Source organism: Bacillus sp. UNCCL81, assembly GCF_900112535.1.
GTDB classification, from domain to species: Bacteria; Bacillota; Bacilli; order Bacillales; family Bacillaceae_G; genus Gottfriedia; species Gottfriedia luciferensis_B.
The window spans coordinates 477,423-491,439 of sequence record NZ_FOMF01000002.1; the positions used below are offsets into that span (position 1 = coordinate 477,423).

Here is a 14,017-nt window from a genome sequence, read left to right on the forward strand (position 1 = left end):
AAGTTATGACGACAGCTTATGAGAAAATTAATGAATTAATGGACCGAAAGAGAGTAATTGAACTAGGCGGTGGAGACGAGCGAATAGATTCACAGCATAATAGAGGGAAATTAACTGCTAGAGAACGTATTAATCTTTTATTAGATGAAGATACTTTTGTCGAATTAAATCCTTTTATTAAACACCGCGCTACTAATTTTGGAATGGATAAAATGGATAGTCCAGGTGAAGGTGTAGTCACAGGTTACGGTAAAGTCCATGGACGTTTAATCTATGTTTTTGCACAAGATTTTACAGTATTTGGTGGAGCATTAGGTGAAATGCATGCTATTAAAATTGCAAAAGCTATGGACTTAGCTGCAAAAGTAGGTGCTCCGATTATAGGATTAAACGATTCTGGTGGTGCTAGAATACAAGAAGGAGTAGTTTCATTAGACGGTTACGGTCATGTATTTTATCGAAATTCGATCTACTCTGGCGTTATTCCGCAAATATCAGTCATTATGGGACCATGTGCAGGTGGAGCAGTCTATTCACCAGCTATTACTGATTTTGTTTTTATGGTTGAAAAGACAAGTCAAATGTTTATTACAGGTCCAAAAGTAATTGAAACAATCACTGGAGAAAAAATTACAACGGAAAATCTTGGTGGGGCAAAAGTTCATTCTTCGATTAGCGGTGTAGCTCATTTTACCGAAGAATCAGAACCAGAAATATTGGAACAGGTACGCAGATTAATTAGCTTTTTACCTCAAAATAATAATGAAAAACCAGAAGGAGTTCCATTCTTTGAAAAAGATGATTGGAGAGAAGATCTAATTGACTTAGTTCCAATCGAATCTACGAAAGTTTACGATGTAAGAAAAGTAATTGAGCAAATTCTTGATAATGGAGACTTCATGGAAGTACAACCAAACTTTGCGAAGAACATTGTTATTGGATTTGGTCGAATTGATGGTCACAGTGTTGGAATCATAGCAAATCAGCCAAAAGTAATGGCAGGTGGACTTGATATTAATTCTTCTGATAAACTATCAAGATTTATCCGTTTCTGTGATTCATTTAATATTCCTTTAATTACATTTGAAGATGTAACAGGTTTCTTCCCAGGTGTAAACCAGGAGCATGGTGGAATTATTCGTCACGGAGCTAAAATTTTATATGCATATTCAGAAGCTACAGTTCCAAAAATTACAGTAATCTTAAGAAAAGCATATGGTGGCGCATACGTAGCAATGAACTCTAAAGCAATCGGTGCAGATGTAGTATACGCTTGGCCAAATGCAGAAATCGCCGTAATGGGACCAGAAGGAGCAGCAAATATTATCTTTGCAAAAGAAATTAATCAAAGTATCGATCCAATTGCAACTCGAGCTGAAAAAATTTCAGAATACAGAGAAATGTTTGCAAATCCATATGTTGCAGCTTCTCACGGCATGGTCGATGATGTTATTGATCCAAGAGAAACACGTAAAGTCTTAAAACAATCCTTAGAAATGTTAAGTACAAAAAGTGAAACACGACCTAAAAAGAAACATGGAAATATCCCGCTTTAAAATGTAGTGGATTGTAATGGAAAACAACGTTACTAAATTGACTATATTGAGAATATTTTGATCGAGGTAAAAAGACCTTAATTCAACAGAATGACTAGATATACTATAAGATTAGTATATCTAGTCAGAGTGTTGAAATATAAAATGGTCTATATGGAAATCGCACATTAAATTGAACTTATTTATGATGAAATGATCTTTTTGATGATTTATTAATGGAGTTAAATGTTAATATATTGAGCAATTTCATGATTCAAATAATCACTAGTAATGATTTTTTTCTGAAGTTGAAAATATTATGTACTAATTTTTAGAAAAACAAATTCAATTGATTAGTTTAATTAAAGTTCGATATTTGTGGACCTACAAGCTGATAATTACACAACAGTTAGGTTACTCTAGATTACTCTAAGTAAAGGCTATTTGATTAGGATTTATTGCAAACTTTTTTTGGTGAATAAGTTGATTGGAATGGAGGGGTGCTCGACTCCTATGGGATTAGCGGGAAGGCTGAGACCCCACAGGCTTGCCGAGGAGGCTAAAGAATCTCGCCCCATGGAAAGCGAGCATCCTGTAATGGAAATCAACATCACTCTACTCCTTTTACGAAAATTTAGTAATTTAATTGACAAGCTTGTTTCTCAACGGCGTGACTAGATATACTATAAGATTAGTATATCTAGTTTTTTTGTGAGAAAATGTTAAAAATTACATTTTAATAAATCAACCAACCTATTGACAAATAAAATTATTTATGTTATAATAAAATATTTTGTTATTGACTGAATGAACTGTAATCAGTACGATAGTACTTGGAAATGATTACACAAAATAGTTCGGGAGTGATTTTATGCTTGGTAAAAGTAAGATCCAAATGTTAAGCATTACGTTGAATTCAAATGGTATGACAAATACAATTCATCCAACACTAATTTGGGATGAAGAAGATGTCGTATTAATTGATACAGGTTATCCAGGACAATTAAACGAATTTCAAAATTGCTTTGAAACTTTTGGTGTACCTTTTGAAAAACTGAATAAAATACTGTTTACTCATCAAGATATTGATCATATTGGAAGTCTTTCTGTGATTGTAGAAGAGTCTACAAACGAAATTGAAGTCTATGCGAGTGAAATAGAAAAACCGTATATTCAAGGTGAAAAGTTGCTTATAAAAATAACACCCGAAAAAATTGCAAAAGCTGTAGCGTCCTTACCAGCGGATACAACAGATGACTTTCGAAAAGCATTTAAAAACAGATTAGAAAACCCACCAAAAGGTAAAGTTAACCATATTGTTACCCCTGGAAATGATTTGACAATTTGTGGTGGTATTACTGTAATTGATACTGCTGGACATACACCAGGGCATATAAGCTTTTATCATAAGGAGTCGAAAACATTAGTTGCAGGTGATGCACTAATAATTGAAAATGATCAATTAAACCCTTCAAACCCACAATACACATATGATATTGAACAATCGATAAAATCACTTGAGGCTTTATTGTCATTTGATATTGAAAAAGTGATCTGTTATCATGGTGGACTTTTTGAGGGGAATATAAAAGAAAGATTAAGTGAAATCATTCGATTAAAATTTTAAAAAATCGTTTTTGGAGGCAAAAAAATGAGTAACAAGAATTATCATGAATTAATAAAAGATCGTGTTTTTTTCGGTGGGGCAGATGACGTAAAAGACATGATGGAAAATGAAAATGCAAATATTGTTTTTGATCTAAGAGTAAAAAAATATGAGGTTGACCCTCAAATTAACCGTGTACATAGTCCGATTGTTGATGACAAAGAAGAACAAGCAGAAACACTTAAAAGAGCGATTGATCATGTAGTAGAAGCTTATCAAAATGATCAAAAAGTGTATTTCCATTGTGGTGGTGGCAATACACGTGCAGGTACAGTGGCAATGGGAGCATTAATTGCACTAAATAAAGCTAAAACAATTGAAGAAGCTGAAGAAATGGCTAGATCAATCCGTCCAACAATTAAATCGAATCCTAATATGAAGGAATCCTTAAAAAAGATTTTTCCTAATGCTTAAATAAATATAAAAAACGCTAATTATACAATTTTGGTTTGTATCATTTAGCGTTTTTTATTAAAATATACCATTTAAATGATCTTTTACACACTTTATGAATTCATTTTTGTCACTTGTATTTTCTTTCGTAATTGGAGATATTACCCAAAAGTCTTGATAAAAATAATCTGTTTCTTTAATTGGGATTATTTTTAATTCGCCACTTAATACTTCGGGAAAATATTTTAAAGTTGTATTATGCACAAAAGTAAATACGCGTCCTTCCTTAATAATTTCAATAAGTGTCATAGTACGGTTTGATTTAAGAACGATCTCATTTTTAAATTTTTTAGCTAATTGCAGAAAATTTTTATTCGAAAAAGTATACATTACGACCTTTTGATAAAGTAAGTCTTCAGCTGTAACATAATCTAATTCATATAAAGGAGAATTTTTGCCTACTATAATGCACACTTTTCCTTTACTTAAGAATTCGAAATTAATATTATTTTCCTTTTCTAATTCCGCTTTAGAAGATACAACTAACGCTAGGTCATAGTCCTCTTTTGTTAAATTGTTAATAATCTGAGGTGTACCTTGTTCAATTAATTCAATAGTCGCTCCATTGTTATTTCCAGAGTATTTTTTTAAAACATCATGAATTGTATAAGTAAAAGTCGGTGCACATGCAATTTTCATATGTTTTACTCTAGTTTCCTTAAAATCCGAAAGCTGTTCTTTTAATTCTTTTAAATTATTTAAAATTTCAACTGACCTAGATAATACTAACTCTCCCTCAATAGTTAAGGTAATTCCACCTCTAGATCGATTAAATATATTTATTTCTAATTCTCTTTCAAGTTGACTAATGGCTTGACTAACCCCAGAAGGAGAAATATGCAATTTTTTCGCTGCTTTTGAAATCGACTTTTCATTCGCGATACTTACAACGTATTCTAGTTGTTCAAAGTTCATATTAACCTCCTAATATAAAAACTAACTTTCCCTATCAATAGTTTAATATATTTATGTGCTTTACATTGTTAAGTATTACTTAACAATAGCTTAACATATATGAAATATAATTTCTGTCGTAAACAATGTAAAATACTACTTAATTCCATATAATTTTATAGGAATAATTAGGATTAAGCAATGAAATATCAGTAATTGAATCTAGTTACTGTTGAAAGTTGGGAATAAAAATGTTTACTTACAATGAGTTTAATCACCACGAAAATAAAACATTTATTTTTGTTGAAAATACTCTTTTCGTATCTGGAATCTGTACAATTTTAGTACATCATAATCTAGATGCTAGAAAAATAGATTTCCATGAAATTAATACAAACGATTTAAATGAATCATTTTTTATTTGTCATGTGAAAAATGAAGAGATGGAAGAAAAATCTCAGCTTTTAAAGTTAATTGATAAGAACATTAATATAGTAATCATTAAAAATAATATAGATTATAATGAAATTGAGAGTTTGATGAAAATTGGGGTAAATGGAATTTGCTTAACTGACATTGATGAACAATATTTACTTCATATTGTAAGACAAGTTCAAAATGGTCAATTCTTCTTAGATTCTCGATTAACAAATTTAATCATTCAAGAAAATAAACGACTACTTGAGAATGGAAATAAAAAGAAAGAACTAGATTATGAAGCGATGAATAATCTTTTGACGAAAAGAGAAATTGAAATTTTACAACTTTTAGCTCAAGGATTTTCCAATATTCAAATAGGATCTGAATTATTTATTTCGAGTAAAACTGTTAAAAATCATGTTTCAAATATAATTCAAAAATTACAGGTATCTGATCGATTAAATGCTGTGATTTCTGCAATCAAAAATAATTGGATTTCGTTTGACTAATTAACAAATGACACTAATCTATTACTTAAAAGGATTAGTGTTATCCAATTGAAAAAAAGATAAGTATTGTATTGTTGATTTCCACTAAAGATGCTCGCTCCTATAGGAGTCGAGCATCTTTGCGTTCCAATATAACTATTCATCAAACCAAGATTACTTAAAAAACATAAAATAGCCAGTTACATTCAATAATTCTAATATTAAACAATTTACATGCCAAAATTCTTACGAACATTAGCTTCGACTCAAAAAAAAATCTTATATACCTCATTGTTTTGAAAAAAATACTCAAGTAATAATGTAATTCTCCATTTAGTATAGCTTAATTACCTTTGTAACTACTCATCCAATTATCCAACACTTTTACCATCCACTTTACGATAAAACGATTTTCCCACCAAGTTAATTTACTTTTTTTATAGTGAACATTCAAAAAAGTTTTTAAGATATTATTCCTTTTCGAATTAATTCACCAACCGCATGAGAGCGATTGTTTGCACCGAGTTTTTTTATAGCGGATTTTACATATTGTTTTACTGTAAGTTCACTAATATTCATGGAATCTGCCATCTCTTTTGTGCTTTCGCCCCAAGCAATTCGTTTCATTACCTCTAATTCTCTTTTGCTTAAAATGATTGAATCATACGCCCCAGTTGTATTTTCTAAAAATTTTCCAATTAACTTACCGTAATATGTAAATGAAGAGAGGAGTTTATCATCCATTTTAAGATGATCTTTAAATTCTGTTGAACAAATATAACCAACAACTACTGAACCGAAGCAGATTGGTACAGCGATCATAGAGTTAACACTAGAAGGGAAGATATATTTACTACTCGTTTGTTTTAAGTATTCAATGCCTGAACAGAACTTTGCTTTTCGCTCACAAATTGCTGTAAAGATGATTGGGAGCGAACGAATATCATCTCTGATCTCTCGTATATGTGTTAATCCATCATTCGTAATCAAAATAATGCCTTCGCCTAAAAATCCAAAAGGAGAATATCGAAATAAATAAGCATTTCGAACGGGAAGGGGAATGGTACCATACTGGTCACTGGCCAAGAAATAAGGAAGTTGATTTTAAAGGGAAACGTGTTGGAATTATTGGAACTGGTTCGAGCGGTGTACAAGCTATACCAGTTATTGCAGAACAGGCGGGTCATCTGACTGTATTCCAGCGTACACCTCAATATAGTGCACCAGCAAGAAATCATCCTTATGACCCGGAGTATGTACGAAAAACGAAAGCAAACTTTAAAGAGATTAAAAAACAGATGAGAGAATCAATCGGGGGCCAACCGGTTGTTCCACCAACACAATCTGCTTTAGATGTCAATCCAATTGAAAGAAACAAAATTTATGAAGATAGTTGGAAAAATGGTGGACTCGGACTTTTTGGGGCCTTCACTGATCTTACAATTGATGAAAGAGCAAATGAAACAGTTGCTGAATTCATCAGATCAAAAATTAGTAAAATTGTACATGATTCTGAAGTTGCCCAAAAATTAATGCCATACTATTACTATGGTACAAAACGTCCAATTATAGATACGAATTACTACGAAACATATAACCGTGAAAACGTATCTTTAGTTGATGTTAAAAACGATTCAATTGAATCAATTACACCTAATGGGTTGAAAACTAAAAACAATGAATATGAATTAGATGTGATTATATTTGCAACTGGGTATGATGGTATGACTGGACCATTAATGAAGATTGATATTAAAGGAAAAGATGGAATTAGTTTGAAAGAAAAATGGGACGGAGGAGCACAAACAAGAACATATCTTGGAATTGCAAATGCTGGATTCCCTAATATGTTTATGATTACTGGGCCAGAAAGTCCTTCAGTACTAAGCAATATGCCTGTTTCAATCGAGCAACACGTAGAATGGATTGCAGATTGTATCCAGTTCTTACGTACAAATGATGTTGATGTGATTGAAGCTAATGTTGATGCAGAAAATGACTGGAGCCGACATTGCAGGGAAGTTGCAGAGGCAACACTATTCACAAAAACAGATTCATGGTACACCGGAGCAAATATTAAAGGAAAACCACGAGGATTTCAAATTTACCTTGGAGGTGTAGGGGCATATCGCAAAAAATGCGATGAAATAGCTACAAATGGATATGAAGGATTTGTTTTAACTTTAACCGCAGTTCATTAAACTAGAATACAATCCGAAAAAACACTTCTTTATTTGGAGAAGTGTTTTTCAACATGTTGAAATAAAGTATAGTAACTCATAGTTCAAGGGGTGGCTTCTAAGTAAGTAAAAACGTAAAAAAGAATGTAAATATCCCATTCATAAATGGTTAAAGTGTGAATAGAATTGCGCTCTCCAATTATTAAAAATCATTTAATGTAAGTTGAATTAATCCACAAATTCAGAGTGAAAATAGTATAATGATTTGTATTTAAATTTCATTAATAGTATAAATATTCATTTTTCTATTTGTTAGAGTTAAAAAGGGGAGAGTTTTAATTTGTCTGCATCAAAAAAATCTATATTTAAAGGGACTTCATTTACAAATTTCTGGGTCTCACGAATGTTTACTTCGACTTCATTTCAGATGCTATCAGTAGCAATTGGATGGCAAATGTATGATTTGACACATGACGCGTTTAGTCTAGGTCTAGTAGGTTTAGCACAATTTATTCCAATGGTCTTACTTACATTAGTAGTAGGTCAAGTTGCTGATAGAGTTGATCGTCGGAAAATTGTTTTCATATGCCAAATGGTAGAAGCTTTAATAGCAGGACTTCTTTTATATGGTAATTTTGCTAACTGGCTTAGCAGAGAGGAAATATTAATTGCAGCTTTTATACTTGGTGCATGTCGATCATTTGAAGGACCTGCTTCTTCGGCGTTACTACCTCAAGTTGTGCCAAAATCTATTTTACAACAAGCTATTTCTTGGAGTACATCTGCAGGTCAAACAGCACAAATACTTGGGCCATCTCTTGGTGGTGTATTATTTTCAGTAGGACCAGCATACGTATATGCAATTTCAGCAATTGCTTTATTACTTTCATCAATCTTAACAATTTTTATAAAATTAGATAGTGAATTTATTCGTAAAGCAGAGCCAGTAACTTTACGTACAATGCTTATGGGGTTAGAATTTGTCTATAAACACCCAATTATTTTAGGAACTATATCACTTGATTTGTTTGCCGTTTTACTTGGTGGAGCTACAGCACTTTTACCAATTTATGCCCAAGATATTTTACATACAGGCGCTTGGGGCTTAGGTCTGATGCGTACTGCACCAGCTGTTGGAGCATTAATAATGTCTCTAATTTTAGCTTATTTTCCACTTAAAAAATCTTTTGGGCCGATATTATTTGCAGCGTTAGGTATTTTTGGATTAGCAACAATGCTATTTGCAATTTCAACAAACTTAGTCATCTCATTAATTGCATTATTTATAATTGGAGCTTCAGATGTGGTCAGCGTAGTAATACGTTCTTCGCTCGTTCAGCTACAGACACCGGATGATATGAGAGGAAGAGTAAATGCTGTAAATTCGCTATTTATTGGAACTTCGAATCAGCTTGGGGAATTTGAATCTGGAACAATGGCTGGATTAATTGGTGCCGTACCAGCTGCTTTTGTAGGTGGACTTGGAACGATATTAGTTGCTGGACTTTGGATGTATTTATTCCCTTCACTTAGAAGAATTAATTCACTTTCTGGAGATAAAACAGAAAAAGCAGGATAAATTTGTTAAAGGAGGATTTATGGAAAATACTAAAAAAACATTTGAAACGATTGATGAATATATTTCACAATTTCAGCCTGATGTTCAAGAAAAATTACAATCTTTAAGAAAGACTGTAAAAGAAGTTGTACCAAATGCTGTAGAGAGAATTAGTTATCAAATGCCTACTTTTGCGCTAAATAAAAATTTAGTACATTTTGCTGCATTTAAAAATCATATTGGATTTTACCCTGGCGCAAGCGGAATTGCAGCATTTAAACAAGAATTATCCGTTTATAAAGGCGCTAAAGGATCTGTGCAATTTCCAATAAACGACCCACTTCCATTTGATTTGATAAAAAAGATTGTAAAGTATAGGGAACTTGAGGATATTAAAAAAGCGGAAGAAAAATTAAAAAAGAAAAAATAAGATCAAAACCTCTGGAGCTAATTTTAGTTTTGGAGGTTTTTTTAGTAAAAAGGACTGATGGCTTTGTTCAAAATATTGTCAAATATTTTCCAATAATAAATTACTTTATCCGTTATACTAAACTTGTATTTAGAGGAAAAAACAAGTAATGAATGATGAAGTTGATTTTTTTAGCAAAATATGTGAAAAAGTTCACAATTTGTATTTGGGGGACAGAAGAGATGAAAAGAAAATTATTGATGATTGGTAATGGAATGGCAGGAGTTCGTTGTATAGAAGAAATACTAAAAATAAATAAAAATATATTTGAAATCACAATAATTGGGGATGAACCTTATCCAAACTATAACAGGATCATGTTATCGAACGTATTACAAGGTAAAACAACCTTTGATGAAATTAATATTAATGATTGGAATTGGTATATAGAGAATCAAATTACATTACTTACAAACGAAAAAGTTACAAAAATATCCCCTACAGAAAAAATAGTTGAAACTGAAAAAGGAAAAATGCTTTTATATGATGAGCTTATTTTAGCTACAGGATCTAGTGCCTTTATACTCCCTATCCCAGGAAATAATCTACAAGGTGTAATCGGTTTTCGGACAATTCAAGATACTGAATTAATGATAGATTATGCAAAAAAATATAAAAAAGCTGTTGTAATTGGGGGAGGCCTACTAGGTTTAGAGGCAGCAAGAGGTTTAATTGACCGAGGAATGGAAGTTCATGTTGTACATTTATTGCCTACATTAATGGAACAACAATTAGATGCAACGGCCGCGAAAATGTTAAAAAAAGATTTAGAAGCACAGGGCATGAATTTCTTAATGGAGAAACAAACGATTTCAATAAATGGAACGAATCGTGTTGAAGGAATCAGTTTTTCGGATGGAACTTCATTAGAATGTGATTTAGTCGTAATGGCTGTTGGAATTAGACCAAATATTTCTTTAGCAAAAGAAGCAGGAATCGACGCAAACCGTGCAATCATTGTTAACGATATAATGCAAACATCGGAACCATCAATTTATGCTGTAGGTGAATGTGCCGAACATAACGGAACTACTTATGGGTTAGTAGCACCGCTATATGAACAAGGGATCGTGCTAGCAGAACATATAACGGGTAATTGCACGAAAGGATATAAAGGAAGCATTTTATCAACTCAATTAAAAGTATCTGGCTGTGATTTATTCTCTGGTGGATTAATCCATGAAGGAGAAGATATGCAAGCAATCATTGTAAATGACCAATTTGCTGGACTATATAAAAAAGTAATTGTGAAAGATGAAAAAGTTGTTGGAATAGTTTTATATGGTGATGCATCAGATGGAAATCGATTATTCAACATGTTAAAAAATGAAACAAATATAAAGGAATATACTAGTGCTTCTATTCTCCATAAATCAGGAGAGGACGCTGGTGAAGATTTTGTTCTTAGTATGAGTGCTAATGATACGGTTTGTGGATGTAATGGTGTTACGAAAGGCACAATTGTTCAATCAATTTTAGAACAAGAGCTTACAACGTTTGAACATGTGAAAAATTGCACAAAAGCAGGCGCATCATGTGGAAAATGCAAAGGAATGGTTGAAAGTATTTTAGCGGCTACATTAGGTGATACATTTGATCCCAATGCTGCAAAGCCTGGTATGTGTGGATGTTCCGAATTATCTCGTGATGAAGTGATAAATGAAATTGAAGAAAAAGGATTACAAACTCCTAGAGAGGTTCGAATTGTATTAGGATTTGAAAATGAAGAAGGTTGTTCAAAATGCCGTCCAGCTCTAAACTATTATTTAAGAATGATGTATCCTAATGATTATCAAGATGATAAATCATCACGCTTCGTTAATGAACGAATGGAAGGAAATATCCAAAATGATGGCTCATTCTCAATCGTACCGCGAATGTATGGGGGAGTTACGACTGGTGATGAATTAATTAAACTTGGTGAAGTAGCAAATAAATTCAATGTACCTTTAGTAAAAGTTACCGGTGCGAGCCGTGTTGGTTTATATGGTGTTAAAAAAGAAGACGTACCTAAAATATGGAAAGAATTAGGGATGCGTTCAGGTTATGCTTATTCAAAATCACTTAGAAATGTTAAGTCTTGCGTCGGAAATCGATTTTGTCGATTTGGAACACAAGATTCACTAGGCTTAGGAATCGAATTAGAAAAAGCGATTGAAATGGTTGACACCCCTCACAAGATGAAAATGGGTGTTACAGGATGTCCTCGAAATTGCGCTGAAGTGCTAACTAAAGACTTTGGGGTAATATGTGTCGAAAATGGATTCCAGCTATATTTTGGTGGGAATGGTGGGACAGCGGTTCGAGAATGTGATCTTTTAACAACTGTAACAACAGAAGAAGAAGTAGTTCACATGGCAAAAGCTTATGTTCAATACTATCGCGAAACGGGTATTTACGGGGAACGTACTGCTCCTTGGGTAGAGCGAACAGGAGTTGAAGTAATTAAAGAAGTATTGTTAAACAAAGAATTAGAAAATGCTTTAGTAGAGAAGTTTAATCAAGCAAAATCTACTTATGAAGAAGCATGGAGCCAAGCGCTTAAGAATCAATTAGACCTATATGAGGTTATTAGAAAATAATTTCAAATTTGAGAGGAGCAATCAAAATGACCAATACACCAGAGAAAATTAAGATTATTGATCTTGCCTCATTACCTATACAAATTGGAAAGGAAGTAGTAATTAAAGGGGAATCAATCGCATTATTCCGTTTATCAAATGAAGATGTTCGTTCAGTTGAAAGTAAATGTCCGGGGACAAATGGACCACTTGCTGAAGGGATTGTTTCAGGTGAATATGTTTTTTGTCCTCTACGTGATTGGAAAATTTCATTAATAACGGGTGAAGTTCAAAAACCAGATGATGGCATTGTAAAAACATATAAAACCGAAGTAATTGACGGTTCTGTTTATATTACGGTGTAACGTATGACTAAAAAATCTGGATTTATTTCATTTGTAGGTGCAGGGCCTGGGGATTTAGGCTTAATTACAGAAAAAGGAATGAAATGTATTCGAGAAGCTGAAGTCATTTTATATGATCGACTTGCTAATCCAAGATTACTTCGTGAAGCGAATAAAAATTGTGAATTTATTTACTGTGGGAAACTTCCTGACAGACATACAATGCGTCAAGAAATGATTAATCAGACATTAGTTACTTTCGCCCAAGACGGGAAATATGTTGTTAGATTAAAGGGAGGAGACCCATCCGTTTTCGGTCGAGTAGGTGAAGAAGCAGAGGAAGCTTCAAAGCATAATATACCATTTGAAATTATTCCGGGGATTACATCTAGCATTGCTGCAGCAGCATATGCTGGGATCCCAGTTACACATAGAGAATATAGTACAAGTTTTACTTTAAGAACAGGCCATAAATGTATGGAGAATGAAAATCTTATTGAATCGAATTGTTCTGACCAATTAGGGGATACACTTGCTTACTATATGGGGGTAAGTAATCTACCTAAAATATGTAAGCACCTAATAAAGATTGGTAAATCAAAGGATACACCAGTGGCCGTAATTCAGTGGGGAACAATTGGAAAACAAAAAGTTGTTGAGGGAACGATCGAAACAATTGTATCTGTTATTGAGGAAGAAGAAATGACAAATCCTGCAATGACAGTTATTGGAGATGTTGTCAAATTACGCTCAACTATTTCTTGGTTTGAAAAGAAAAAATATTTTAGTAGAAAAATTTTATTGGCTAAAGGAACTGCATCAGTAGAGAAGAATGGATTAGAAACTTATTTATCAGAAAACGGTGCTGAGGTTTACGCTTTTCCTACTCTTAAATCAGTTCATCTTCCTATACAACAGGATCAGTTAGTTGAAGCACTAAGTCATGAAAAAATCGTTTTTTGTTCACCAGAAAGTGTGCAATTATTTTTTACAAATATGTTTAAATCAAAGATTGATATTCGTAAACTGCCTAATCGAATTAAGTATATATCACCGAAAACGAGCAAAGAGCTTGATAAATATGGAATATTGGCAGAAAAAGTTAGCCGTCATGAAAACGATGCAATTTTTATTGGTTCGGTAGACAAAGAGACACAATTACCAACAAAGTCAAAATTTCTGGCTACACATGAAACTATTGCAGATTCTAGATTTGATGTAATCAATCAAAGAATGATTGAAGAAACAAAATGGGAATCAATTATTTTTCCAAATCGTTCATCTGTTGATTGGTTTATAAAAGAATTAAAGAATACTAAGGTAAGTCATTTAATGGATTTACCATTTGCATATATTGGTGAATCAGTTAAAGAATATGCAATTAAATGCGGGTTTACTAAAGTTGACGAAGAATTACAAAAGGAATTAATGCTAGGTGATTGGAAGTGA

12 protein-coding genes are annotated in these 14,017 nt (G+C 32.7%); 10 read left to right on the forward strand and 2 right to left on the reverse strand.

Features of this window, described 5'->3' with window-relative positions:
• Positions 1-5: 5 nt before the first annotated feature.
• The 3 genes from BM319_RS02485 (at position 6) to BM319_RS02495 (ending at position 3,615) form a co-directional block, all read left to right on the forward strand.
• Complete coding sequence (locus tag BM319_RS02485; RefSeq protein ID WP_069032160.1) at positions 6-1,556, forward strand: acyl-CoA carboxylase subunit beta; 1,551 nt, start codon at positions 6-8, stop codon at positions 1,554-1,556.
• 850 nt (positions 1,557-2,406) lie between these two features.
• The gene (locus BM319_RS02490) at positions 2,407-3,162 is read left to right on the forward strand and encodes an MBL fold metallo-hydrolase (protein ID WP_091021208.1); all 756 of its coding nucleotides are present in this window, start codon (positions 2,407-2,409) and stop codon (positions 3,160-3,162) included.
• 24 nt (positions 3,163-3,186) lie between these two features.
• Entirely contained in the window at positions 3,187-3,615 is a 429-nt protein-coding gene (locus tag BM319_RS02495; protein WP_091021209.1) for a protein-tyrosine phosphatase family protein, read from the forward strand.
• A gap of 57 nt (positions 3,616-3,672) precedes the next feature.
• Here BM319_RS02495 and BM319_RS02500 read toward each other — a convergent pair whose 3' ends face one another.
• On the reverse strand, positions 3,673-4,569 hold the full coding sequence (locus BM319_RS02500; RefSeq protein ID WP_069032163.1) for a LysR family transcriptional regulator: 897 nt from the start codon (positions 4,567-4,569) through the stop codon (positions 3,673-3,675).
• Between the two features lie 230 nt (positions 4,570-4,799).
• Between BM319_RS02500 and BM319_RS02505 the strand changes: the two genes are divergently transcribed.
• Positions 4,800-5,477 carry a response regulator transcription factor gene (locus BM319_RS02505; protein ID WP_091021210.1) on the forward strand — a complete coding sequence of 226 codons (678 nt, stop codon included), beginning with the start codon at positions 4,800-4,802 and terminating at the stop codon, positions 5,475-5,477.
• A gap of 441 nt (positions 5,478-5,918) precedes the next feature.
• On the opposite strand, the gene BM319_RS02510 is transcribed toward BM319_RS02505, so the two are convergent.
• A complete protein-coding gene (locus BM319_RS02510; RefSeq protein ID WP_286143664.1) occupies positions 5,919-6,446 on the reverse strand; it encodes a response regulator transcription factor in 528 nt (175 codons plus the stop codon).
• Between the two features lie 308 nt (positions 6,447-6,754).
• Here BM319_RS02510 and BM319_RS02515 point away from each other — a divergent pair, with 308 nt between their 5' ends.
• From BM319_RS02515 to cobA, 6 genes are all read left to right on the forward strand, one after another.
• Positions 6,755-7,657: a flavin-containing monooxygenase gene (locus tag BM319_RS02515; protein ID WP_091021212.1), complete on the forward strand. Its 903-nt coding sequence runs from the start codon at positions 6,755-6,757 to the stop codon at positions 7,655-7,657.
• 319 nt (positions 7,658-7,976) lie between these two features.
• Complete coding sequence (locus BM319_RS02520; RefSeq protein WP_217648342.1) at positions 7,977-9,215, forward strand: MFS transporter; 1,239 nt, start codon at positions 7,977-7,979, stop codon at positions 9,213-9,215.
• 19 nt (positions 9,216-9,234) lie between these two features.
• Positions 9,235-9,624: an iron chaperone gene (locus BM319_RS02525; RefSeq protein WP_091021213.1), complete on the forward strand. Its 390-nt coding sequence runs from the start codon at positions 9,235-9,237 to the stop codon at positions 9,622-9,624.
• 221 nt (positions 9,625-9,845) lie between these two features.
• Positions 9,846-12,245 carry a nitrite reductase large subunit NirB gene (gene nirB / locus BM319_RS02530; RefSeq protein ID WP_091021214.1) on the forward strand — a complete coding sequence of 800 codons (2,400 nt, stop codon included), beginning with the start codon at positions 9,846-9,848 and terminating at the stop codon, positions 12,243-12,245.
• A 26-nt stretch (positions 12,246-12,271) separates the two neighbouring features.
• On the forward strand, positions 12,272-12,589 hold the full coding sequence (locus BM319_RS02535; protein ID WP_091021215.1) for a nitrite reductase (NAD(P)H) small subunit: 318 nt from the start codon (positions 12,272-12,274) through the stop codon (positions 12,587-12,589).
• A gap of 3 nt (positions 12,590-12,592) precedes the next feature.
• A complete protein-coding gene (cobA, locus tag BM319_RS02540) occupies positions 12,593-14,017 on the forward strand; it encodes a uroporphyrinogen-III C-methyltransferase (RefSeq protein WP_069032172.1) in 1,425 nt (474 codons plus the stop codon).

Excerpts from the sequence above, each read along its gene's own strand:
- BM319_RS02505 (WP_091021210.1), top strand. The coding sequence starts at position 4,800 with ATGTTTACTTACAATGAGTTTAATCACCACGAAAATAAAACATTTATT.
- BM319_RS02485 (WP_069032160.1), top strand. The coding sequence starts at position 6 with ATGACGACAGCTTATGAGAAAATTAATGAATTAATGGACCGAAAGAGA.
- BM319_RS02490 (WP_091021208.1), top strand. The coding sequence starts at position 2,407 with ATGCTTGGTAAAAGTAAGATCCAAATGTTAAGCATTACGTTGAATTCA.
- BM319_RS02495 (WP_091021209.1), top strand. The coding sequence starts at position 3,187 with ATGAGTAACAAGAATTATCATGAATTAATAAAAGATCGTGTTTTTTTC.
- BM319_RS02500 (WP_069032163.1), bottom strand. The coding sequence starts at position 4,569 with ATGAACTTTGAACAACTAGAATACGTTGTAAGTATCGCGAATGAAAAG.
- BM319_RS02535 (WP_091021215.1), top strand. The coding sequence starts at position 12,272 with ATGACCAATACACCAGAGAAAATTAAGATTATTGATCTTGCCTCATTA.
- nirB (WP_091021214.1), top strand. The coding sequence starts at position 9,846 with ATGAAAAGAAAATTATTGATGATTGGTAATGGAATGGCAGGAGTTCGT.
- BM319_RS02515 (WP_091021212.1), top strand. The coding sequence starts at position 6,755 with ATGAGAGAATCAATCGGGGGCCAACCGGTTGTTCCACCAACACAATCT.
- BM319_RS02525 (WP_091021213.1), top strand. The coding sequence starts at position 9,235 with ATGGAAAATACTAAAAAAACATTTGAAACGATTGATGAATATATTTCA.
- cobA (WP_069032172.1), top strand. The coding sequence starts at position 12,593 with ATGACTAAAAAATCTGGATTTATTTCATTTGTAGGTGCAGGGCCTGGG.